Raw genomic sequence first — 23,078 nt, 5'->3', positions numbered from 1 at the left:
TGACGTGGCTGTTTTCACTTCCGCTATTGGTTCATATGTTCACCATTAATGACAACTTTCTGAAATGAAGGAGATACTGCATGTTCTAATGAAAGAGGGTACGTGACATCGTCAATGACACAGTCTTTCATTTTAAAGTGTGTGACTGGGGAATGTGAGTATGCGGCGATCTTGACTCCATATCGCCCTCCGCTGCTTTTGAGCCCTTCTACTTCAATATGACGGACTACAGGCCTATGCGGACCGGCATCTCCTTCCTCATACATCATGTCGATACAGACCACCTCATGCTTTAAGCTTTTCACTATATTGTTTTTAAAATAAATGTGTTCAATGGTACCACCCCTGACAGAGTTGGTCTTAATGCGCAATGCCCTGTCGAGGTTTGGACTGTCCATGATATTATCCTCTGCATATACATACTTGACGCCTCCAGAGATTTCACTCCCGATCGTTACTCCGCCATGACCATCACGCATGGTATTTCTACGAATGACGATGTTTTCAGATGGAACACCGATTCTCCGGCCGTCCTCATTTCTGCCCGATTTAATGGCAATACAATCATCGCCATTATCAAAATAACAATCTTCAATGAGCACATTTCGGCACGACTCTGGATTCACACCATCTGTATTTGGTCCATGACCGATGATATTCACCCCGCGAACGATGACATTTTCACTTAACACCGGATGAATTTGCCACATCGGTGAATCCTTTACTGTTACTCCTTCAATAAGAATGTTTTGGCAATTGTATGGCTGGATAAAGCTTGATCTTAAATAATGTCCTTCGCCAAACACTCTTTCTTCCACTGGTATTCTTTTTTCAGCCATCTCAAAAAGAAGCTGACGATCAAGGTCTTGAGAGGGCTGACCATTCGTCCCATATTTCCAAGGCCACCAGTGGTGTTCATCCCCTCTCCCATCAAGCGTTCCAGCTCCTGTAATGGCCATGTTTTCTGCATGGTGTGCATAAATGAGAGGTGAATAATTATAAAGCTCAATTCCTTCATATCTTGTTAGGACAAGCGGTAGATAATCTCGTGTATCTTGGCTGAAGGTCACATAGGCATTTTCATGAAGATGAAGCTCTACATTGCTTTTCATTTCAAGAGCTCCTGTCAAAAATGTCCCTTCAGGAATCAGCACACGTCCTCCTTTCAAACGATGTGCATCATCGATGGCAGACTGAATAGCATTTGTCGAAAGCTCTATCCCTTTGTTATCCGCACCATAATGAATCACATTAAATTCACGCCCTGGGAACTTTGGCGCTTTTATCTGTTTTAACACATGATCTATGCCATTTGTTTCTTTGTCTTTTCTCCCTTGCTTTGCTAAACGAGCGAGTCCGATTCCTGTTAGTACCGTTCCTGCTGTGATATACAGCAAATCCCGTTTTTTAGACACGTTTCTCATCCCCCAGTCGCCTTAAAGTGTGACACCTGTTTTAAAAATAGCCAGCTCTCTAAAATTGTTTTTTTCATGATTTAATAGCTTTCCACTCGCCACATCAATGACAGTTGAAATGAATTTTTCTAGCACAACATCTTCTGGTACATCCTCAAGCAGTTCTCCTGCATTGAAGTCAATCCAGTGTTTTTTTGTTTCATATAAAGCTGTATTGGTCGATACCTTCATTGTTGGGACAAACGTGCCGAATGGTGTCCCTCTTCCTGTTGTAAAGAGAACGAGCTGACACCCAGAGGCGGCAAGGGCAGAGGAAGCAACCAAATCATTACCAGGCGCACTTAATAAATTCAGGCCTTTTCGTTTCAGCAGCTCCCCGTATTTCAATACATCTTTGATGCAAGAAGTACCTGCTTTTTGTGTACAGCCTAGAGATTTATCCTCCAATGTCGAAATTCCTCCTGCTTTATTTCCCGGGGAAGGATTTTCATATACTGGCTGTTGATGATCCAGAAAATATTGTTTAAAATCATTGATCATTTGCACAATATTGTCGAAAGTCGCTTCCGATTCAGCTCTTTCCATTAAAATCGTTTCAGCTCCAAACATTTCAGGCACTTCTGTTAAGACGGTGGTCCCGCCTTGGGCCACAATAAAATCAGACAGCCTGCCCAAAAGCGGATTTGCCGTAATACCAGAGAATCCATCTGATCCTCCGCACTTCAATCCGATTTTCAGCTCAGATAACGGAATCTCTTCACGCTGATCTTCTTTCGCCGCATCATAAATTTCCTTGAGTAAAGCGACTCCCGTTTCAATTTCATCCCCTACTTCTTGGCTTCTTAAAAATTTCACCCGCGCACGGTCATACTCACCCAATGTCGATTGAAAATCTTCAATATCATTGTTTTCACAACCAAGACCAAGAACGAGTACCCCACCAGCGTTTGGATGCTTTACGGCATTTTGCAAAATGGTTTTTGTATTTTCATGATCGTCACCAAGCTGTGAGCACCCATAATTGTGCTTTAATACAAGAGCCGTTTCAAAAGGGTGAATGTTTCCGCCCATTTCAGCAGTGAATATTTGGATGATTTGATCAGCAATCCCATTCACACAGCCGACGGTTGGAACGATCCAAAGCTCATTGCGTATACCACTTTCTCCATTTTTTCGTTTATAGCCTTTAAATGTAAGATTCGTTTTTTCATAGGGATTTTCAGTGAATGAAGGCCTGTATTCGTAATCGAGCTTGCCTGATAGATTGGTTTTGATATTATGCGTATGCACCCATTCTCCGGCAGAAATTGCAGTCGTTGCATGACCAATGGGGTAACCATATTTGATGATATTCTCTCGTTGTTTGATATGAGCCAATGCAAATTTATGACCTTTGGCGACGGTTTCCTTTAAGACGACTGTATGTCCTTGATGCTGTAGCTCCTCACCTTGTTCAAGTACTTTTAAAGCGATACCTACATTATCTGAAGGGTGAATCACAATATAGTCTTTCATGCCTTCTCCCCCTGATTTTCATATTGATGATGCAGTATTCGGTGTAAAGCCGCTCTCATCCCGTGCTCCTGTATGAGGGTAAGCTGATCAGCTACTGCGTGGCACAATCCTTCTATATTGGTTAAATTTCTTCCCCATAATGACTCGCATGAAAGAATCCTAGCTGCCATCGCTTCATTGGAACGACCCTCTCCTTCCCAGGCTTCCTTCATCATTGTCATTACAGTCTCATCATCCTTTACCTTATCAGCATTTGCTCTGTAAAAATAAATGAGACTGCTAAGTGAAAAGACGAGTTTCGTTGGCAGCTGTTTCTTTCGCTCGACATAATCAAGCAAGGACGGGAGAATACGCGTTTGGAATTTGGATACACCATTCAAAGCAATATCTAGTAATTGATGCTTCACAAATGGATTGCAAAAGCGGTCCCAAACAGATTGTGTATAAACAAGCAGCTCCTCTTCAGGTAGCTTCAGTCCTGGCAGTACTTCCTTCTCCAGCATACGGCGAATAAACGGACCAACATGCTCATCATCCACAGCTTCTTTTACGGTTTCTATACCGCATGAGTAGGCAATCGGCACCATCGCTGTATGTGCTCCGTTTAGAATTCGCACCTTGCTCATGCGATAAGGCGCAATATCCTCTACAAAAAGGACATTTAATCCTGCTTTTTGAAAGGGAAGCTCTTTTTGAACAAAGGCTGGTGCTTCAATGACAAACAGATGATAATATTCTGCCGTAACAAGCAATTCGTCGATATAGCCTTCTTCCTTTTGTACGGCTTCAGCCGCTTCTTTAGAAAATCCAGGGACAATCCGGTCCACAAGCGTATTACAGAACGTGTTGGCTTCCTTTATCCAAGTGATAAACTGAGGCGGAAGATCCCACTCCTCTGCCATGCCAATCACATATTCCTTCAAGCGATCACCGTTGTGCTCGACCAATTCGCATGGCAGGATGATCAACCCCTTTTGTTCATCTCCAGAAAATGCTTTGAAACGGTGATATAGGAACGCCGCCAGCTTTCCTGGAAAACTTGCCTGCGGCCGATCCTCCAAGCGATCCTCTTTTCTGAGCACAAGTCCTGCCTCTGTCGTATTTGAGAAAACAAAACGCAGAACCGGACTTTCAGCAATGTGTAAAAACGCGTCGTAATCCGTATACGTACTAATTCCTCTGCTAATCGATTGGATGATCATGCGTTCATTCATTTCTTTTTGATCATGAAAGCCCTGAATACATAAGGTGTACATACCGTCTTGTTCATTTAAAGCCGCCACTGACCCTTTTCTCGGAGGAACAACAACGGCTCTTCCTTTAAAATCTGTACAGTCGTTCAGCTTCTGTATTTGCCAATTGATAAACCCTCGCATAAAATTCCCTTCACCGATCTGCAAAATGGTTTCCGGATACTCAGGCACCGGAAAAATGGTTTTGGATAATCGTTTCAAATGATTTCCCCTCCCTGCACGTTGTGCACACGTGAACATTTTTCTTTAAAAAGATGCTAATCACTGCATCTTTTTGACTGAATCTCTGATCATTAGCTCTGTGTGGACATACACTTTTTCCATATGATCTTCTTCTTGCTCTTCACCGTTTATGACTGAAAGGATGGCTTCTGCTCCAAGTGCACACATTTTTTCGATTGGCTTTTTCACCGTTGTCAGTGCGGGCGTGGTATAGGATGAAAATGCAATATCATCAAAGCCGATAATAGAGATATCACCTGGACACGTTTTGCCTTTTGCATATAACGCATTCATTGCACCAATAGCCATGTCATCATTTGAGCAAAAAAGCGCTGTTGGTGGATCCTCTAAAGTCAGCAGGGATTCCATTGATTCATAGCCGCTTTTCATGTGATAGTCACCTGTGATCATATATTCCTTCTTCATGGGTACATGATGATCAATTAACGCTTGCAAAAAACCAGCTTTTCTTTCCTGAGTCGATTTAAAGCCTTCTTTTCCTTCAATGATGGCGATTTGTTCATGACCTTGCTGAATGAAATAGTGTGCTGCCTGGTATGCCCCTTGACTATCATCTGCTAGTATATTCATCACTTCATTACTTTCCACACGGCGATTCAGCACAATGATCGGAATGCCCTGTTTTTTGACATGATGGATAAACGCTTCATCGTGCTCGCTTTGGCTCATAAGCAAAATGCCATCGTAGCGTTGTTTATGAATGGTTGTGTAATCGTGAAAGTCGTCAATACCTCTTACAAAGAGATTATAATGCTCTGTCATGACGCTATTGACACCTTTTAACGCATCGACAAAGAAGCTTGAGGATGTGCCTTCTGTTAAACTCGTAAAAAACAGACCGATTGTAAATGATTTCTGTGATACAAGGCCTCTGGCATGGACATTTGGTGAATAATTCAGCTGTTTTGCAATCGACAAAATCTTTTGTTTCGTTTTCTCTTTAATAAAAGGGCTGTTATTCAAAGCCCTTGATACCGTGGTATGAGAGACATTTGCCAATTTTGCTATGTCTTTAATTGTGACTGTCATGCGATTCCGCCTTTTATGATTTTTTTCCATCTTATCATAAAACCGCTCTCATTTTCTCGCCTTTTTCTTCATGTGATCTTGCTTTGATGCTGGGGCTGGTTTGCTCGCTCAAATTGAAAATACTGCTTGGCATTTTCATAGCTGATTCCTTTGACAATTCCTCCTAGCAGCTCGAGATCATATGGTGCTTCTCCTTTTTCTACCCAACCTCCAATGATATCACAAAGCAGTCTTCGGAAATATTCATGTCTTGTATACGACAAAAAGCTTCGTGAATCTGTCAGCATGCCAATAAAACGGCTGATCAGCCCAATACTGGAAAGAGCCATCATCTGCTCTGTCATTCCTTGCTTCGTATCATTAAACCACCAGGCTGTGCCGTGCTGGATCTTCCCAGGTGTCTTCCCATCTTGAAAGCTTCCAGCCAATGTTGAAATCACCACATTATCCCTCGGGTTCAAGGAATAGAGGATGGTTTTCGGCAGTGCCTGTTCCTGTTCTAATCGATCTAATATTCGGCAAAGCGGCTTTGCAATGTCTTCATCGTTCATCGCATCATACCCTGTATCTGGTCCGAGCCGCTCAAACATTTTTGTATTGTTGTTTCTAAGCGCATTAATATGAAGCTGCATCGCCCAGCCCCGCTCATAGTAAGCCTGACCTAGCATCATGAATGTGTGTGTTTTAAATTTAATTTTCTCTTCTTCCGTCAATAGATGCCCAGACAGCCTTTTACGAAAGATGGTTTCCACTTCTTCCTCTGTCGTTTCTTCATACGTCATTTCATTGATCGCATGATCTGAGATCAAACAGCCCTGTTCATGGAAGAAATCCATTCTCACACGAAGCGCTTTTAAAAAGTCTTGATAGGATTGTATGGTGATAGCTGAAGCCTCAGCCAGCTGATGAATATACTCGACAAACAGTTCATTCGTTATATCGAGTGCCTTATCAGGCCGAAAACCTGGCAGCACTTGCACAGAGAATCCTTCTTCCCGCAGCCTTTGGTGATAGTGAAGCGAATCGACTGGATCATCTGTTGTCACAACCGTTTCAACATTCGATTTCACAATGAAGTCTCTCGCACCAAAACCCTCTCCCTGAAGCTTTTCATTTACTTTCTGCCAGATGATGTCTGCGTTCTTCTCATTCAAAAGTTCCTCTACATCAAAATATCGCCTCAGCTCTAGGTGAGTCCAGTGATAGAGCGGATTTCCTATGGTCATTGGAACAGTCTTCGCCCACGCCAAAAATTTCTCGCGGTCTGATGCATCCCCCGTGACGTGCGTTTCAGGTATGCCATTTGCTCTCATGGCACGCCATTTGTAATGATCACCATAAAGCCATGCTTCGGTGATATTTTGGAAGGTTTTATTTTCATAGATTTCTTTTGGACTTAAATGACAATGGTAATCTATAATCGGAAGGTCTTTTGCAAACTCGTGGTATAGCTTTTCCGCCGTTTGACTGTTGAGTAAGAACTGCTCATCTAAAAATGCTTTCATGAAGCTCCCCCATCTCTTTTATAGAATGAAAATTAATTTGTTCACGTTAACAATTTTATTGTAATCGTTCACAAAGTTGATTTCAATCCTCAAACAGGAAAAAACGATCTTCTTTTGAAAAGAAAATCGTTTTTTGATTATTTTACAGATCATGATTTTTTTAGGATAATCGCAATAGTTGTTCCTGCTCCTAGTTCACTTTCAACTTGAATATCACCGTCATGAAGCAAGACGAGCTCTTTTGCAATCGCTAGCCCGAGTCCTGTCCCATTCGTTGGATCGTTCGTATTTGTCCCTCTGTAGTAGCGGTTAAATAAGTGATCCACTGTTTCTTGCGCCATCCCGCATCCGTTGTCTTTCAATTCGATCCGAACTTCTTCATTGGTTTCAGATAAAACAGCTGTAATATGAGTACCCTTTTGGTTATGCTTCACTGCATTCGCTAGCAGGTTTTCAATCACTCGTCTGAACCAGGCTTTGTCGATCTCAAACATGACACCATCCGTTCGATTTTCAAAGGAGGATGGATAATCCTCTGAAAACGAGCTTCTCGAAAACTCGTCCATAATGGATGCTAAGAATTCACCGAGCTCGACAGGTTTTCGGTTAATAGGCAATGCGCCATTTTTCAGTCGATATGTGAGGTTTAAATCTTCAATCAAGGTCGACATGTACTCTGATTTCTCACGGATGACCTGTCCCATTTCCATGACTTCTTCCTTAGACCATTGATATTGATCGGATTCAAGCATCAGTCCATAACCGTAAATCGTACTAAGGGGTGTTTTTAAATCATGAGACAATCCTGCAATCCATTCTTCCCTTGTCGTTTGAATTTTTTTGCGGTTTGCTTCATTCTCTTTTAAGGTATTCGTGAGCTGATCCATTGTTTTGAGGATATCCTCAAACAACCGGTATTCCCGCTTAATACGACCCTTTTTATTTTTACTAACTGGAATTCCTTTTCTATTTGTTGGTTCCTGCAATTTATTTCTTGATAAAAAAATCAGCCAGCGGATAATGTGATAGATTGGCAGCCCATAGCGATACGAGTACCATAATGTCATGACAATAATAATCGTAAGTGCAAGACCTGCAATCAGGATGGTTGTATATTGATTTAAAGCATCTGTCTCTTTATCATAAAGTTCGTCCGGGCTGTATACTTTGTTTGGTACCGAAACGATCAAATATAGTTTTTTATTCACTTTTATATAAGACAGGTCGCTTCTAAACTCCCAAGGCTTCGATTGGTACTTGAGCAATTCAACATCCGTTACGTTATGTTTCAAATCGTTTTTGGCTCGAATGCCTTTTAAATATTTTCCTTCTTCATTAAAAAGGTGTACCGATCCATTCATTCTTTTCAAGAATTCTTTCGTTTCAACCGAATATTGAGAAAGTGCAGCCAGATTTTTTTCATGCTGCTTAAGATAACTGGCTACCTTTGTGCTGTTCGTTTTGAACCCATACAACACGATAAAGCTTTCTTGGTCAATCTCAATTGGCCAGAAGTACATCTTGTAATCTTTGAATTGTCTTTTTTCAAAGATCTTGATCATTTCATCCTTTTCATAGGATGTTGGAATATTTTTAGGAAGGTGATAGCTATATACGTTATGTTTTTTTGAATCGATCACTTGCAGCCAGCCGTCACGTTTTTCCACTGCTTGTTTGAGCTGATCTTCGGCTTCCATTTTGCCATCTTCGTTAAAATAAAGCCAGCTCATGAGTGTATCTCCATCAGCTTTTGTTAAACCGGTTTCAGCCATATTCTCATAGTGTTTTTTAAAATATAAATTCTCAGAGAACGTATTTCCGATCATCAAAATGGCAATGACAATAAACATTTGCCCGACAAAGTGAAAGAAAAGTTTTGTTCGTAAATTCATGAATTAACTATGGACCTTTACAGGGTGCGGAATAAATTTATATCCCATACCACGGATCGTTACAATATATTCAGGCTGACTCGGATCTAATTCTATTTTTTCTCTCAGCTTACGAATATGAACCATGACGGTGTTGTTATCACCATATGACGGGACGCCCCATACTTTCTCGTAGATTTGATCTTTCGAAAGAACCACATTCGGATGATCACAAAAGTACTTCAGCAGAGACAGAAGCTGAGCTGAGCATGCCGTCACCTCTCCTCTCACTTTCAGTTCGGCTGCATGAGGATGATAGGAAAAATGGGCATATTCATATTGTCTTTGAGCCTCTTCTTGCTCCTCCTGTAAGGAGATATATGTTCGGTTTAAGTGGGCCTTAATTCTAGCCACTAGCTCTAACGGGTTAAATGGTTTTGTGATGTAATCGTCTGCACCTTGTGCAAAGCCTGTCAGCTTATCTACATCAGACGTTCTTGCAGTTAAATAGAAAATGGGTGCTTTCGTATATTTTCTCATTTCAGGAAGAACGTCAAAGCCAGACTTACCAGGCATCATCACATCTAGAAGTAAGAGGTGGATGTCCTCGTTTTTGACAACATCTAATGCTTCATCTGCATGGTAAGCTTTATAAATATGTTGAAATCCTTCTTTTTTTAATACGCGTTCAACCATTTTTACAATTGCTTCTTCGTCATCTGCAATCAATATTTTTGCTGTTTCCACGCATCTCTGTCCTTTCCAGCTATGATCTCTAACCGTATATTACCATTGTCTAAAGTAAAAAAGTACCTCTTTTGCGCATAAAAGCGAAAAAATATCAACTGGATAAACTGGAATTACTAGGTAATTTCAGAGAACGCAAAAAAACCCGGTGGCTACACCGAGTTCCTTTGACATCTATTATCCATTCACAGCTTCTAGCTTTCTTTCATGATTCATTAAGTCATATGTTAAACAGATCGGCTTATTCGTTCTAGGATCAAGAACAATTTCTGCATCAATGTGGAACACCTGACCAAGTACTTCTTTGGTCATGACCTCATGAGGCGTACCATCTTTTATGACTTTTCCTTGATTGAGGGCTATCATGTAATGTGAAAAGCGCGCTGCATGATTCAAATCATGGATGACCATCAGCACCGTTCGTCCCTGCTCTCTATTTAAGCGTTCTAATAGCTGAAGAATCTCAAGCTGATGCGCCAGATCTAGATACGTTGTAGGTTCATCTAATAGGAGCAGCTCAGTTTCCTGGGCAAGTGCCATCGCAATCCATACACGCTGACGCTGTCCACCTGAAAGTGCTTCAATTGGCCGGTCATGAAAAGCGATCATCCCAGTTTCCTCAAGCGCCCATCTAATGATTCGTTTATCTTCATTTGATAAGCGTCCAAATCCATTTTGATGTGGGAAACGTCCATATGAGACAAGCTCATACACTGTCAGCCCGCTTGGTGCTTCTGGCGTCTGCGGTAAGATCGCCATTTGTTTTGAAATTTCTTTTGTTGGCGTTTGATGGATCGCCTGTCCATTTAAGTAAACGGCTCCTTGATTAGACTTCATGATACGGGACATTGTTTTTAAAATCGTTGATTTCCCGCACCCATTCGGTCCAATCAGTGTCGTCACCTTACCTTTTGGGATACTGATATTTAAATCGTCTACAATCAAACGGTCTTGATAGCCTATACATAGCTTTTCTGTTTCGAGCGATTTCATATGTTTTACTCTCCTTCCTCATTAGTTCGTTTTCATCAATAAGTAAATGAAGTAAGGTGCGCCTAAAGCAGAAACGACAAGACCAACAGGCACCTCTGATGGTGCAAGTATGACGCGTCCAAGTGTATCTGCCAGTAATAATAACAGCGCGCCAATCAACGCGGAGGCTGGTATCATTCCTTGATGCTTTGGCCCAACAAGCTTTCTCGCCAAATGCGGTGCGGCTAATCCTAGGAAAGAGATACTACCTGCAACAGCGACACTCGCACCTGCTAATGCAACAGCAATCAGCATGAGAAAGCTTCTTTCTTTATGAACTGAAATTCCCAAGCCATAGGACAGCTGATCACCCAAATTCATGATATTTAAGTAGCGTGCTCTGACAAGCGCTAATACAAGGAAAATCAGCATCCATGGCAGGACAGAGAAGACGTACGTCCAGCTTGAGCCCCAAATGCTTCCGGACAGCCACACAATCGCTTGATTAAAATCATTTGGGCTCATTTTTAATTGAATCACAACAATCGCTGCTGAAAATGCAGCATTGACGCCAATACCAGTTAAGATTAAACGAACAGGTGTGATACCCTTTTTCCACGCTAACACATAGATAAGAAATGCAGCAAAGCCCGCACCTACAAAAGCAAAGAGCGGCAGTATAAAAATCGTAAAATCACCTAAGTTCGACATAGAGCCTTGGAATGCAAAGATAAACAAAACAACTGCAAAACCTGCGCCCGCATTGACACCAAGAATACCGGGGTCGGCTAAACCGTTTTGAGAAACACCTTGCCAAATCGCTCCTGATACAGCGATAGAAGCGCCAACAAGTAAAGCGATGATCATTCTTGGAAGTCTGAACTCGAATAACACAAGCTCATCCATTTCACTTCCGAATCCAAAAAATGTTTTCAATGTATCCATCGGAGAAATACGAATTTCTCCGGTATTTAAACTAATAAGAAACACAGCTATGATCGCTAAAAAGATCATGAGCATCGTTCGTTTGTATTTCTTTTTCTTTGCCTGCTGCACCATTTCCATTTAAATTCCGCTCCTTTCACGTCTAGCTAAATATAAGAAGAAAGGAACGCCTATAATTGCAGTAATGGCTCCAACTGGCGTTTCAAATGGGGCATTGACCAGCCTTGCAGCAATGTCTGCATAAATTAACAGAACTGCCCCTAAAATAGCTGAGCATGGGATAATCCATCGATAGTCAACTCCGACCAAGAAACGAGTGACATGAGGAATCACAAGCCCGATAAAACCAATAGAACCTGCCACCGACACAGCAGCGCCTGTTAAAAGAATGACGACCAATATTCCAAGTACCTTGACAGTTTTCGTGTACTGCCCAAGTCCTTTTGCCAGTTCATCACCTAAGCTGAGAACAGTGATTGAGCGGGCAAGAACCATCGCAATGATGAGCCCTGCAATGGCAACCGGAATGATGATGTGAATATTGTTCCAATTCACACCTGCCACGCCGCCAGCATACCAAAAGCTCATATCTTGAGCGACGTCAAACCGGATGGCAATTGCTGAGGAGATCGAACTTAATAGTGCCCCAACAGCAGTACCAGCTAATGCGAGCTTCACTGGCGTCAATCCACCTTTTGAAAGAGTACCGACACCAAACACAATAGAGGCTCCGAGTGCTGCTCCAACAAATGACCAAAGAATTAATGTAAAAGAAGATTGACCTGGGAAAAAAGCAAACGCAATGGCAATCGCAAATGCAGAGCCATTTGTCACACCCATAATTTCAGGTGACGCAAGCGCATTTCTTGTCATGCCTTGCATAATAGCCCCTGATACGGCTAAAAAGGCACCAACAAGTGCTGCTCCAACTGTTCGCGGCAACCTTAATTCCCGGATGATTTGATGTGAAGTTTGTTGTGGATCAAAATGAAAAACGGCTTGCCATACAGTGTGCAAATGAATGTTCGCCGCTCCTAATGATACCGATAAAAAAAGTCCAAATGCTAAAGCGATGATTCCTATGATGACAACAGCTGCTGTTCCAAGGGGCTTTGTGACAATATCAATCGCATCGTCCTTGGCTGGCAGCTGTTTATTCGATTGTGAGCCCAAAACCAGTCTCTTCCTTTCCGTTCATGTCTATTCCTCGTTAGTGATAATGATTATCAATCTCGAAGTCTAGTATATCACTTTCTTTTCTTTTTGAAATCACTGTTTTAGATAATTTTCTTTATTTTCATCAAAAATCCGGGAGAATTTCACCATTTTTATTTAGGTTCTAAAATAGCCGATGCATTTTTATTCCCGTCATGTTACGATATAAATGAAATTGAGAATCATTATCATATGTGGTCGAATAGGAGAGAACTTTATTGAATAAACGAATTGGATTTCTTTTGATTTCCTTTGTCATCCTTATGCTTTTTACAGCTGCTTGCGGCGGCAATTCAGATAAAGAATCCGGTGCCAAAAAGGCTGACACAATCACCTATCAAGATACAAAAGGTGAGGTCCAACTTCCAAAAGACCCGAAACGCATTGTGCTTCTTGCCGAAAGCTACTACGGTGATCTCGTGACACTTGGCAAGACTCCGATAGCTGCAACTGCGCCCATCTTCAAAAACCCTTTCTATCAAGGAAAAACGGATGGAGTTAAACATCTTGGAACGACTCCCTCTGTCGAAAAAGTAGCCGCTTTAAAGCCTGATCTGATTGTTGCTTGGGGAGAAGACGAGAAATTTGATCAATACAAAAAGATCGCTCCAACCGTTGCGATTCAATACAATCAATATTCTTTTAAAGATCAACTAAAAGAATTCGGTAAAATGACAGGCACATCGAAAAAAGCAGCAGATTGGATCACAAAATGGGATGCCAAAATCGCTGAAGTGAAACCAAAAGTAACAAAGGCTGTCGGCAACAAAACCGTCTCTATCGTATCACCATTTGATAAGGGCATTTATATTTTCGGAAACACCTTTGCACGTGGTGGAGAAATTATTTATGACGAGCTAAAATTAAAAGCACCAAAGGCAGTAAAAAAAGAAGCCATCGACAGCGGGGTCGGTTATGCCAACATTTCTCTTGAGAAACTTCCAGAGTATGCAGGCGACTATATTTTCACCAGCCCGTGGAGCGGCTCTAAAAGTAATGGAGAGCAAGTGTATCAAAGCAGCATCTGGACATCACTTCCTGCTGTTCAAAATAAACGTGTATTTGAAATAGACCGGGTCGGTTACTTCTTTAATGACCCAGTATCATTAGAAGGCCAGCTCGAGTTTATTGTGGATCGACTAACATCTGCATCATAAAAAAACGTTTCTCCATTTCTGGAGAAACGTCTTCCTTACACTGTTTCCTTAGCAAATCTTTTTGACATGAATGGATAAAGCAGAATGCCAACTAAGAACAGACCAATTCCAAGTCCAAATGTTTTTAAATCAGCTGTTCCTGAAATAATGACCCAAGCGGAATACCCCATCGCAACAAGCGCGATGATCCCGTCTCTTGTTCGGTTTCCTTTTTGAAGCTCATACGTGTCGCCTTGCATAATGACCTTAAAGCTGTAGATCGACGACACGATATATGGAATGAGATATGCAAGTGTCGCTGATGTGGTTAAAAAGGTAAAGGCTTCATTAATCGTACGAGACATGACTGAGAAAATAAACAGCTGTGACATGATATTTGTGACAGTCAAAGCGAAGGCAGGACTGCCCTTTTTATTTGTTTTTGCAAATACTGCTGGGAAATCACCAGCCTTTGCTGCTTGATAAGGCACTTCTGAACCGAGTAAGATCCAGCCAAGCATTGAACCAAATAAACAAATAATCGCAAGCAGTGCCATGACAATTCCGCCAGCTGGCCCAATAATGAGCTGAAGCACGTCTACGAATGGTTTGTCTGAGCCCTGCAATTGATCGTGCGGCAGAACGCCCATTGTAATCAGTGTGATAATCATGTAGATCGAAAGTGCGATTAAAAGACCTGTGATCGTCGCACGTTTCACATCGCGCTGTGAAGACGCTCTTCCTGATAAAATCACAGCAGATTCAATTCCAATGAATGCCCATAGTGTGGAAATGGCCGCATGATGAATTTGTCCGCCAAGTCCAAGCACTCCTTCGCCACCTGATGCAACTGGGAAGTAATAATGTTCAAATAATGCCGTTTGGAATGCAAATAATCCCGCGACAATAAACAGGACGAATCCGAGCACCTTTGAAAAGGTCGTAATAAAGTTTAATTTACTTGCAGCACTTAAGCTTGTGATTAAAATCGTATGTGTTCCCCATAAAAGGATGGTACATACGATAAAGGTCATGAGCTGACCAAGTGTGATCGTTTCTTTTCCAAAGGTAAAAATCACCGTCTTTACGGTTAAAATAGGGAAAAAGGTTGTTAAATAACCGGCAAGGCTCGTAATAATCGCGACATTACTGATCCAGCTTGCCACCCAATATCCCCAAACCATTGTAAAACCGGCTGCTTTTCCCTTTTTCGGATCTTTAAAAAGCGCCCTTGCATAACTTTGTGGTCCTGCCGTCAGCTGCGGCTTATGAATGGATAAATGCCCAAATACAAGCGCAATCATCAGCACACCGCCACCTGTGACGAGCCATGCCATCGTCACACCTAAAGGACTTGCGTGCTGGGCAAGCGTACTTGGCAGCATAAAGATGCCTGAACCTACCATGTTTCCGACGACAAAAGCCGTCAATAACCAAAAACCCCATTTTTTTGTCTGTTCCATTTCCGTACCTCCGTTATATTCACTTTGGACCAGACCCGGCAGTATCTTCATTGATATATTTGTGAAGCAATGATTTGCATTCTTTATGTTCATCATGGGTCATTTTCTTTCTTAACAGCATACCCTTATCTTTATCACTCAGAACATAAAAAAAAGCCTGAACAAAAGTCCATGCTTTTCAAAACATACACCTTGATCTCCGGATAGCCCTCCACGCTTCAAAGACGTGGCAGTCCTGCATTTATTCAATGCAGACCCAGCATAAAGAAAGGTGGAGCTCTCTTTACACTTCGGCGCTGATGCCTTTTTCCCATGATCAACGATTCCATCTCTCCCATGAGTGACTCATCATCCGCGCAACCTCTACCTCACTGAGACATAGCGTGAGGATTTCTATTCATTTTTACTACACGAAGGTTATCAAACATTCTCCTATCTGTCAAAGGGAAAAACATAGAAAAAGGACAGAGAACCGTTTCTCTGTCCTATACCTGTTTATTGATGATTGTTTTTTTTCTTTTGTACAGCTTCTTGAAGCGGATCGCCTGCTAGTTCTTTACTTGCTTCTTCTAACAGCTGATCTACCTGCTGATGGTCTTTTTCACTTTTCACCTTTTTATCCTTTTTGAAAAATGACATCGCTGCTTCCCCCCTTTTCATAAAATGCGGTTGCCTGTTTAATTTGTGCTACAGCGCTCCGCATTATACAAGGAGAAGGTGCTCATTCATCATGAAAGGTCTGTCTCATTTTTTGCAAATAAGTTAAAAAGGTCTTTAAATCTTCCTCTGTGAAGTCTGACATCATATGCTGAATCACCTTTCCAAAAAGGCGTGTGTGCTTTTCGTAAATCGCCAACCCTTTTTCCGTGGCTTCTAACCTGACAATTGAATGATCGTCCTTGTCCCGTTCTCTCTGAATATAACCCTGCTCACACAATTTATTGAGTGCAATTGAGGCAGCACCTGGGTTTAGAGAAAGTCTTTGTTTTAGCTCTTCGGCATGTGAGACTTTGCCTTGTATTAAAATAGAAAGAGCATATATCTGCGGAGGCGTGATGTCTTTTTCTAACTCAAGTAACTTGCGGTTTAATTTACGGCTGACTTCATAATGTACAAGAACAATTTCTTTTAAAATGTCTGCATTACTCATCCGAATCGCATCCTTATCGTTAGTATCAACATGACTTCCCTCTTATTATAGAATGTTTTTCCAATCAGCCAACCATTTTATTCTTTTTTTCTTTAGAAATAAGCCTTGCTGAATGAATTCACCCTTGATATAGTGAATACTTGAACTAAAGATAGAACAGGAGTACGCATCATGACAGGAAAAACACATATCATGGGCGGAATTGCCGCCTCCGCTGCCGTCGCCTACTACTATGGACTCGACCCAGTTACTATGGCTGCTGCTGGATCAGTAGGTGCCCTGATCCCTGATCTTTGTCATACGAAAAGTAAAATCGGCAGGAAATTTCCGCTTCTCTCAACACTGATTAGTAGCGTTTTCGGTCATCGCACCTTTACACACAGTTTATTATTTCTGCTGATCATTTATTTTATTGCGACCACATACATTCCAAATGACAGTCTAAGTATCGGTTTACTAGTTGGGATGGCAAGCCACCTCATCCTTGACGCAGGAACGGTGAACGGCATTAAATTTTTATTTCCAGCTACCATTAAAGTGCGTCTTCCCTTCTATGTCAAAACCGGTAGCACAGGAGAACAAGTTGTACTAGCTGCTCTCACCGTCGTGACCTGCTATTACATCGCCATCATTTGCGGAATACCCATCCCATTCCACTTCTAAGAGAATGAAAAAAGAGTTTTGCTAAAAAGACAGGATATGAATTGATCATTCTTCATTTTTTTAGTAGGTTTAAGATAAGTGTTTTTGCCTTACAGCTGAATACAGAATGGTGAGGAGCTACATAAATGAAAGCGTTTTTCAAAGATCACTGGTTTTTAGTGTACTCCATCCTCTTCATGTGGATGAAAACATACATCATTTATCAATTCGGATTTCATATACGAACGGCCAATCTGTTTCACGAATGGCTGCTTTTGATCAATCCACTTAGCTTTTTGCTCCCTTTGTTTGGGATTGCTCTTTTTTTAAATGAAACGAAACAAAAGGTTTTTTTATTGACCGCAAATTTGATCCTGACGGCGATTCTTATATCAAATACGATCTTTTACGGATTTTATATTGATTTCATTACGATTCCTGTGTTATTTCAAGCGAAGAACATGGGAGATATGGGCAGTAGTATGACTGAATTGTTCCACCCGCTGTTTGTGCTGATGCTCATTGATTTCATCGTGCTGGCATGGCTGTTAAAGCGTAAACCATTAGCACCAAAAGCGTCATTTAAGACGATCAAAACATATTATGCGGTCTGCTGCAGCTTTCTATTGTTTCATGTCAGCTCAGCCATGCTGGACCATCCTCGATTTCTGACAAGCTCTTATGATCGAGAAGTCATCGTACGAAACCTTGGTCTGTTTCAATTCCATCTGTATGACGGCGCTGCCCAAACGGCTCGTATTGGACAAAAAGCCTTTGCAGATGAAGATACACTTTCAACCGTAGCAAACTACACAAAGGCTGATTACAGTGCACCAAGCGAAGACTATTTTGGACTTGCTAAGGGGAAGAACGTCGTGTTCATTTCACTCGAATCAACGCAGCAATTTGTCATTGATCAAAAGGTGAATGGACAATACATCACCCCCTTTTTAAATCAACTGGCCAAAAAGAGTTTTTATTTTGATGAATTTTATCAGCAGACAGAGCAAGGAAAGACATCGGATTCAGAGTTTATTGTCGCCAATTCCCTTTACCCATCTAGCAGCGGCGCTGTCTTTTTCACAGCGAGTGACAACGAATATGACACGTTATACAAGCAATTGAAAAAAGAGAATTATCAATCCGTCCAATTTCATGCGAATAATAAAACGTTTTGGAATCGTGATGTGATGTATGAATCGCTTGGAATTGATCGTTTTTATGATGTCGATTCATACGATGTCAATGAACAAAATTCAACTGGCTGGGGCTTAAAGGATATCGACTTTTTTGATCAATCTATTGATTATTTAAAGAAGCTAAAGGCGCCTTATTACAGCACATTCATTACATTGACTAATCACTTTCCATTTGAAATCGAGCCAAAGGATCAGTTTATCGATGAATTTGATTCATCCAGCACCATTTTAAACCGCTATGTGACGACCGTCCGCTATCAAGACGAAGCCATTAAGACATTTTTTGACCGTATGAAAGAAGAAGGGCTGTATGACAATACGATGTTCGTCCTCATGGGTGATCACTATGGCATCTCAGAGGCACATCATGAGGCCATGGCGAAGCTTCTCAACAAGGATGAAATCACGCCGTTTGATGCTGTCAAATTACAGCGGGTACCATTTTTCATTTACATTCCTGGTGTCACGGATCAAGCACCTCAGACAATATCTGAAACAGCCGGTCAAATGGACGTGAAGCCAACACTTCTTCACTTACTCGGAATAGAATCAAGGGATTCCATTCAATTCGGAAATGACTTATTTTCAAACGAACGGACGCCTTTCGCTGTGCTAAGAAACGGGAACTTTATTACAGATGATTATCTCTATACAAAGAACACGTGCTATGATCAAAAAACAAAAGAGCCTGTTGAGCAGGATGAAGTATGTCAGCCTTATATAGAAAAAGCCAATAAGGAGCTCTCCTTATCCGACAAAGTCATCAATGGGAATTTACTTCGTTTTTATCAGCACTAAAAGTCGCCATCTGGCGGCTTTTTCTTTTCTACTTTTACTGAAAGTCTATGAATGGTCAAATAAATTTGCTTATAATAAAGGGTACACATGATATTGAATGATAAGAGGTGTGAACATGAAGTATACATTTTTAGCCTTCATCACCTTATGTTTGCTCCTGACTGGATGTCAAACAGAATCTGATGCGAGCAAAAAAACGGAGCTAGTGATTTCAGCAGCTGCAAGCCTTCAGGATGCGCTAAAGGAAATTGAATCCACCTTTAACGAGCAGTATCCGAATGTGACTTTAACGAATAACTTCGGGTCATCCGGCGCATTGAAGCAGCAAATCGCACAAGGAGCAAAGGCGGATCTCTTTTTCTCTGCAGCTGAAGAGCCCTTTCATGACCTTGTTCAATCAGGCGACATTGATCAGGATCACACAAAGGATGCCATACAAAATGAGCTTGTCCTCATCGTGCCAAAAGAGGGTTCATCTTCTATCAAAACCTTTCGCGACGTTCAGCACGTAAAAGGAACGATTGCTCTTGGTACACCTGAATCAGTTCCTGCCGGTACATATGCAAAAGAGGTTTTCACAAGGCTGAACATATGGGATCAAGTGAAAAAGAACGCTGTCTACGGCAAGGATGTGCGTCAAGTTCTAAGCTATGTAGAAACAGGGAATGTCGAAGCAGGCGTAGTGTATAAGACAGACGCCCTCGTTTCCAAAAAGGTAAAGATTGTGGATGAGGCAAATGAGGACATGCATTCGCCGATCATTTATCCAGTAGGGATTGTAAAAGGAACAGAACATGTAGAGGAAGCCAAAACTTTTTTTCAATTTCTTCAATCTGATACAGCCGCATCGATTTTTAAAAAGTACGGCTTTCAAGTGAAATAATGCCTATGCTGACTGAAGATTTTCTCTCTCCTATTTGGCTGTCGGTGCAAGTTGCTGTCGTCAGCGGGCTTTTGGCTACTGTTTTTGGAACAACGATTGGCTTTTGGATGGCGCGAACCTCTTTTAAGGGGAAAATGATCGTGGAAACGCTCCTCATGATGCCGCTTGTCCTTCCGCCAACAGTCGTAGGGTTTTTATTGCTTGTCCTATTCGGAAAGCATAGCGTGATTGGAAACACCATTGAATGGATTTTCCACCAGCCCGTCATCTTCACATGGTGGGCAGCGGTCATCGCATCGACGGTTGTGGCATTCCCGCTCATGTATCAATCAGCCAAAGCCGGGTTTTCTACAATTGAGTCAGACATTGAAGGTGCGGCAAAAGTAGATGGTGCTCATTCATTTCAAGTCTTTGCCTATATCACCGTACCGCTCGCCCTGCCTTCTCTGCTGTCAGGCAGCATCCTCAGCTTCGCCAGGGCCCTTGGAGAATTTGGGGCGACCTTAATGTTCGCCGGGAACATCCCTGGGAAAACCCAAACACTCCCAACTGCTATTTATGTGGCCATTGATTCTGGACGAATGGAGCTTGCTTGGGCCTGGACGATTTGTATTGTGATCTTATCTTTTATCATGCTGCTGGCTGTGCGTAGAAGTAGTACGTAAAAAATCCCCCCTATGTAAGAATGGGGGGATCTATACTACATATTTACTTTGTCGTTTTACCACAGTATAAGTCAGGAGAGAAAACAAGAGGATAAACAGTGAAATGCAGATCAGAATTGCGGTTACACTAATCGGAATAGGCACAAATAATTGGTAATTTCCTTTAAAAGAGAACAAATGCAAAGCTAAGTTGGCGATCATATTTTTCAAATCAAAAACACCTAAGTTTGGAATCAATAAAAAATAGACCATATAAATAACCACAGATAAAATAAAACTTCGACATAAACTACCTAAATAAAAAACAATTGTACTAAATAACCAGCTTGTACATACAACAAACAACAATTGAATCAATATAGAATATTCAGTACTGTCTTTATAAGTAAACAATTGAACAGATATATCATGTGAGATGACGGAATAAAAGATATGACTAGCCATATATGAAATGAGACAGACAATAGGAATAAAGAATAGAATGACCACATATAGAGACAGTTGCTTTGAAAATAAAACATCGTTCCACTGATATCGAACCGCTTTCAACTTCATCGTTTTATATTTCACATCATATGTCGTTAAATAAATCGCATATAAACCAAATATAAGTGGATAAAAGATAAAACCCATCCATTCTAAGTTAGTTGAAATGGCTTGAGTTGGTTCCATCAAATGAAGTGATTGAATAAACTGCTCATAATCATATTTCAATACATTTTCTACGACTTCTCCTTCAGCTCCGGCTAGTTCTCCTTCTTCTATATTAACTGGCATCGTCAAAGCCTTTTTGATATCAATGCCAAGCTCTTTATATTCGGTTTCTGTTTTCACATATTGAGCATAGTTTGATTTTGTCGTTTCATATTGAGCATACACATTCCATAATGAAATCAGCACTAACGGAATAAACAAGATGAGTAAAGTTTTAGCATAATATTGATATAAGAGCTCGTTTTTCGTTATCTTAAAGATATGCTTGATAAATGTCACCCAATTCCTCCCCTTTTTCCTGAAAGTCATGGATTTGAATCATCGATTTATCCTTTAAAATAAACAATTCATCGACAATAGATGAGTAAAATTCAAATTGATGACCTGTAGCAATAATGGTCATGTCTTCTGACCACTTCTTAATCATTGCTTTTAATTCCATCATTGTGCCATAATCTAAACCATTTGATATTTCATCTAAGAACAAATAAGTTGGTTTTGTTAATGCAATGAATATAAAACTTAGCTTCTTCTTTTGGCCATATGAGTAATGTTTGACCTTTTTCTTTAGAATCTCGTGTGGGAGATATTCACGTGCCAGCATCTCACACTTTTTTTGGTCAACGGGGGCATTTAATAATAAACGTATATTTTGGTAACCGTTTAAATTTAAATAGAGCGGTGTATCATCATACATCACTTGAATTTCATGTCTTACTTGATCAATTGGTTGATCGTTATACAAAATCTCCCCATCATATTGTTCTAACTGGAGTAGACATTTCATAAAAGTTGTTTTTCCAGATCCATTCTTTCCCATGATGAAATTTATCTTTTGATGTTTCATTTGAATATGTAAATTTTCAAAAATAGGCTGATGTCGATATGTTTTTGTCAGTCCCTTTATATGGATCATTTCCAAAACCTCTCTTGGTATTTATTGAGATTATCTATAATATTTAAACAGCGCCACTATCATTTGTAAATGGTTCATAAGTAGCGCCTTTTCAATTAAACTATGAAGTTAATCCCAACCATGTTTCCCTTTTCCGTTTACCCACACTCGATCTGTATAAGAGTTACTTACAAAAGTAACATCTCCCCATGGAGTAGGTGCCCCAAATTTAAGTGTCGTTTTATGTGCCCATTTATGAATTTTAGATCCCTTGTAGTATCTTTTCGAACCGTTTTTTTCAACTTTGTTAGGAAAGACATAGCCGGCATCTTGAGAACCTGAACTCGACTTGACTTTACCTGAGGAATATCTCCAATCAACATATGATTTAGACCAAGCTAGAAAGCTTCCTCGCGACGTGGTGAGCCTTTTTGCATAAACTTTCGAAGCACTTGTAGACATCTCACCTTTATCCGTTTCTTTAATTGTTTGTACATACATGGTACGACTAGAGTAATCCTCTTGAACTTCTTTTTGCTCCTTGCTGACATCAACATTTGTTGCTTCAGTAAATGTTGTAGGTATGATCGTAACACCTAAAGTTAACGACAAGCTAAGAATGACCTTTTTCATCTAATCCCCTCCTTTTATTTACAATCAATAAATTACCATAAAGTATTTTTATTTTCCAATAAATTCAATAAAATTAAGCTCGTTTTAAGAAATTGTTCATAATTTCCAAATAAGCTTGCATTTTAAGATGTATAGAAACAAAAAACACCTTTGCAATAGTCTTAGAAGTCTATCACTCCCAAGTCCTATC

Annotated in this window: 21 protein-coding genes and 1 riboswitch; of the genes, 5 read left to right on the top strand and 16 right to left on the bottom strand. The window is 40.8% G+C overall.

What is annotated here, in order from left to right; all coding sequences use genetic code 11:
- Positions 1-23 precede the first annotated feature (23 nt).
- From IEE86_RS06785 to IEE86_RS06740, 10 genes are all read right to left on the bottom strand, one after another.
- Positions 24-1,415 carry a glycoside hydrolase family 28 protein gene (locus IEE86_RS06785; protein WP_191096518.1) on the bottom strand — a complete coding sequence of 464 codons (1,392 nt, stop codon included), beginning with the start codon at positions 1,413-1,415 and terminating at the stop codon, positions 24-26.
- 21 nt (positions 1,416-1,436) lie between these two features.
- The gene (locus tag IEE86_RS06780; protein ID WP_191096517.1) at positions 1,437-2,930 is read right to left on the bottom strand and encodes a UxaA family hydrolase; all 1,494 of its coding nucleotides are present in this window, start codon (positions 2,928-2,930) and stop codon (positions 1,437-1,439) included.
- On the bottom strand, positions 2,927-4,384 hold the full coding sequence (locus IEE86_RS06775) for a tagaturonate reductase (protein ID WP_191096516.1): 1,458 nt from the start codon (positions 4,382-4,384) through the stop codon (positions 2,927-2,929). Before IEE86_RS06775 ends, IEE86_RS06780 begins: the two co-directional genes overlap by 4 nt.
- Before the next feature lie 60 nt (positions 4,385-4,444).
- Positions 4,445-5,455 (bottom strand): LacI family DNA-binding transcriptional regulator, encoded by a 1,011-nt coding sequence (locus tag IEE86_RS06770; protein WP_191096515.1) that lies wholly within the window; start codon positions 5,453-5,455, stop codon positions 4,445-4,447.
- Positions 5,456-5,523: 68 nt separating this feature from the next.
- Positions 5,524-6,960 (bottom strand): glucuronate isomerase, encoded by a 1,437-nt coding sequence (gene uxaC / locus IEE86_RS06765; protein ID WP_191096514.1) that lies wholly within the window; start codon positions 6,958-6,960, stop codon positions 5,524-5,526.
- Between the two features lie 149 nt (positions 6,961-7,109).
- Positions 7,110-8,852: a HAMP domain-containing sensor histidine kinase gene (locus tag IEE86_RS06760; protein WP_191096513.1), complete on the bottom strand. Its 1,743-nt coding sequence runs from the start codon at positions 8,850-8,852 to the stop codon at positions 7,110-7,112.
- Positions 8,853-8,855: 3 nt separating this feature from the next.
- The gene (locus IEE86_RS06755; protein ID WP_191096512.1) at positions 8,856-9,578 is read right to left on the bottom strand and encodes a response regulator transcription factor; all 723 of its coding nucleotides are present in this window, start codon (positions 9,576-9,578) and stop codon (positions 8,856-8,858) included.
- A gap of 177 nt (positions 9,579-9,755) precedes the next feature.
- Entirely contained in the window at positions 9,756-10,571 is an 816-nt protein-coding gene (locus IEE86_RS06750; RefSeq protein ID WP_191096511.1) for an ABC transporter ATP-binding protein, read from the bottom strand.
- 21 nt (positions 10,572-10,592) lie between these two features.
- Entirely contained in the window at positions 10,593-11,615 is a 1,023-nt protein-coding gene (locus tag IEE86_RS06745) for a FecCD family ABC transporter permease (protein WP_191096510.1), read from the bottom strand.
- Positions 11,616-12,668, bottom strand: coding sequence for a FecCD family ABC transporter permease (locus IEE86_RS06740; protein ID WP_191096509.1), 1,053 nt, complete (start codon positions 12,666-12,668; stop codon positions 11,616-11,618).
- A 260-nt stretch (positions 12,669-12,928) separates the two neighbouring features.
- On the opposite strand from IEE86_RS06740, the gene IEE86_RS06735 reads away from it, so the two are divergent.
- Complete coding sequence (locus IEE86_RS06735) at positions 12,929-13,867, top strand: iron-hydroxamate ABC transporter substrate-binding protein (protein ID WP_191096508.1); 939 nt, start codon at positions 12,929-12,931, stop codon at positions 13,865-13,867.
- Between the two features lie 35 nt (positions 13,868-13,902).
- On the opposite strand, the gene IEE86_RS06730 is transcribed toward IEE86_RS06735, so the two are convergent.
- The 3 genes from IEE86_RS06730 to IEE86_RS06720 form a co-directional block, all read right to left on the bottom strand.
- Positions 13,903-15,309, bottom strand: coding sequence for an amino acid permease (locus IEE86_RS06730; protein WP_191096507.1), 1,407 nt, complete (start codon positions 15,307-15,309; stop codon positions 13,903-13,905).
- A gap of 196 nt (positions 15,310-15,505) precedes the next feature.
- Positions 15,506-15,683: riboswitch (Lysine riboswitch) on the bottom strand.
- Between the two features lie 121 nt (positions 15,684-15,804).
- The gene (gene sspJ, locus IEE86_RS06725) at positions 15,805-15,948 is read right to left on the bottom strand and encodes a small acid-soluble spore protein SspJ (RefSeq protein WP_191096506.1); all 144 of its coding nucleotides are present in this window, start codon (positions 15,946-15,948) and stop codon (positions 15,805-15,807) included.
- A gap of 82 nt (positions 15,949-16,030) precedes the next feature.
- Positions 16,031-16,459: a MarR family winged helix-turn-helix transcriptional regulator gene (locus tag IEE86_RS06720; RefSeq protein WP_191096505.1), complete on the bottom strand. Its 429-nt coding sequence runs from the start codon at positions 16,457-16,459 to the stop codon at positions 16,031-16,033.
- A gap of 171 nt (positions 16,460-16,630) precedes the next feature.
- On the opposite strand from IEE86_RS06720, the gene IEE86_RS06715 reads away from it, so the two are divergent.
- The 4 genes from IEE86_RS06715 to modB all read left to right on the top strand — a co-directional run bounded on the left by IEE86_RS06715 (position 16,631) and on the right by modB (position 20,646).
- Positions 16,631-17,122 (top strand): metal-dependent hydrolase, encoded by a 492-nt coding sequence (locus IEE86_RS06715; RefSeq protein WP_191096504.1) that lies wholly within the window; start codon positions 16,631-16,633, stop codon positions 17,120-17,122.
- Positions 17,123-17,247: 125 nt separating this feature from the next.
- Complete coding sequence (locus IEE86_RS06710) at positions 17,248-19,098, top strand: LTA synthase family protein (protein ID WP_191096503.1); 1,851 nt, start codon at positions 17,248-17,250, stop codon at positions 19,096-19,098.
- Between the two features lie 115 nt (positions 19,099-19,213).
- Positions 19,214-19,981, top strand: coding sequence for a molybdate ABC transporter substrate-binding protein (gene modA / locus IEE86_RS06705; protein ID WP_191096502.1), 768 nt, complete (start codon positions 19,214-19,216; stop codon positions 19,979-19,981).
- A complete protein-coding gene (gene modB / locus IEE86_RS06700) occupies positions 19,981-20,646 on the top strand; it encodes a molybdate ABC transporter permease subunit (protein WP_191096501.1) in 666 nt (221 codons plus the stop codon). The genes modA and modB overlap by 1 nt, the downstream gene beginning before the upstream one ends.
- Positions 20,647-20,676: 30 nt before the next feature.
- Here modB and IEE86_RS06695 read toward each other — a convergent pair whose 3' ends face one another.
- The 3 genes from IEE86_RS06695 to IEE86_RS06685 form a co-directional block, all read right to left on the bottom strand.
- Positions 20,677-21,639, bottom strand: a complete 963-nt coding sequence (locus IEE86_RS06695; protein WP_191096500.1) for an ABC-2 transporter permease — start codon at positions 21,637-21,639, stop codon at positions 20,677-20,679.
- Positions 21,614-22,276, bottom strand: a complete 663-nt coding sequence (locus tag IEE86_RS06690) for an ATP-binding cassette domain-containing protein (protein ID WP_191096499.1) — start codon at positions 22,274-22,276, stop codon at positions 21,614-21,616. Before IEE86_RS06690 ends, IEE86_RS06695 begins: the two co-directional genes overlap by 26 nt.
- 108 nt (positions 22,277-22,384) lie before the next feature.
- The gene (locus tag IEE86_RS06685; protein ID WP_191096498.1) at positions 22,385-22,888 is read right to left on the bottom strand and encodes a hypothetical protein; all 504 of its coding nucleotides are present in this window, start codon (positions 22,886-22,888) and stop codon (positions 22,385-22,387) included.
- Positions 22,889-23,078 lie beyond the last annotated feature (190 nt).

It is taken from the genome of Bacillus crepusculi, from assembly GCF_014764715.1.
Taxonomy (GTDB): Bacteria; Bacillota; Bacilli; order Bacillales; family Bacillaceae; genus Bacillus.
The sequence above is the reverse complement of the archived record's forward strand: the minus strand, read 5'-3'. Positions and strand labels throughout refer to the sequence as shown.

What these genes read in the sequence shown, in the direction of transcription:
- IEE86_RS06690 (WP_191096499.1), bottom strand. Translation starts at nt 22,276, where the DNA reads ATGATCCATATAAAGGGACTGACAAAAACATATCGACATCAGCCTATT.
- IEE86_RS06715 (WP_191096504.1), top strand. Translation starts at nt 16,631, where the DNA reads ATGACAGGAAAAACACATATCATGGGCGGAATTGCCGCCTCCGCTGCC.
- IEE86_RS06780 (WP_191096517.1), bottom strand. Translation starts at nt 2,930, where the DNA reads ATGAAAGACTATATTGTGATTCACCCTTCAGATAATGTAGGTATCGCT.
- modA (WP_191096502.1), top strand. Translation starts at nt 19,214, where the DNA reads ATGAAGTATACATTTTTAGCCTTCATCACCTTATGTTTGCTCCTGACT.
- sspJ (WP_191096506.1), bottom strand. Translation starts at nt 15,948, where the DNA reads ATGTCATTTTTCAAAAAGGATAAAAAGGTGAAAAGTGAAAAAGACCAT.
- uxaC (WP_191096514.1), bottom strand. Translation starts at nt 6,960, where the DNA reads ATGAAAGCATTTTTAGATGAGCAGTTCTTACTCAACAGTCAAACGGCG.
- IEE86_RS06685 (WP_191096498.1), bottom strand. Translation starts at nt 22,888, where the DNA reads ATGAAAAAGGTCATTCTTAGCTTGTCGTTAACTTTAGGTGTTACGATC.
- IEE86_RS06745 (WP_191096510.1), bottom strand. Translation starts at nt 11,615, where the DNA reads ATGGAAATGGTGCAGCAGGCAAAGAAAAAGAAATACAAACGAACGATG.
- IEE86_RS06710 (WP_191096503.1), top strand. Translation starts at nt 17,248, where the DNA reads ATGAAAGCGTTTTTCAAAGATCACTGGTTTTTAGTGTACTCCATCCTC.
- IEE86_RS06760 (WP_191096513.1), bottom strand. Translation starts at nt 8,852, where the DNA reads ATGAATTTACGAACAAAACTTTTCTTTCACTTTGTCGGGCAAATGTTT.
- IEE86_RS06720 (WP_191096505.1), bottom strand. Translation starts at nt 16,459, where the DNA reads ATGAGTAATGCAGACATTTTAAAAGAAATTGTTCTTGTACATTATGAA.
- modB (WP_191096501.1), top strand. Translation starts at nt 19,981, where the DNA reads ATGCCTATGCTGACTGAAGATTTTCTCTCTCCTATTTGGCTGTCGGTG.
- IEE86_RS06770 (WP_191096515.1), bottom strand. Translation starts at nt 5,455, where the DNA reads ATGACAGTCACAATTAAAGACATAGCAAAATTGGCAAATGTCTCTCAT.
- IEE86_RS06750 (WP_191096511.1), bottom strand. Translation starts at nt 10,571, where the DNA reads ATGAAATCGCTCGAAACAGAAAAGCTATGTATAGGCTATCAAGACCGT.
- IEE86_RS06730 (WP_191096507.1), bottom strand. Translation starts at nt 15,309, where the DNA reads ATGGAACAGACAAAAAAATGGGGTTTTTGGTTATTGACGGCTTTTGTC.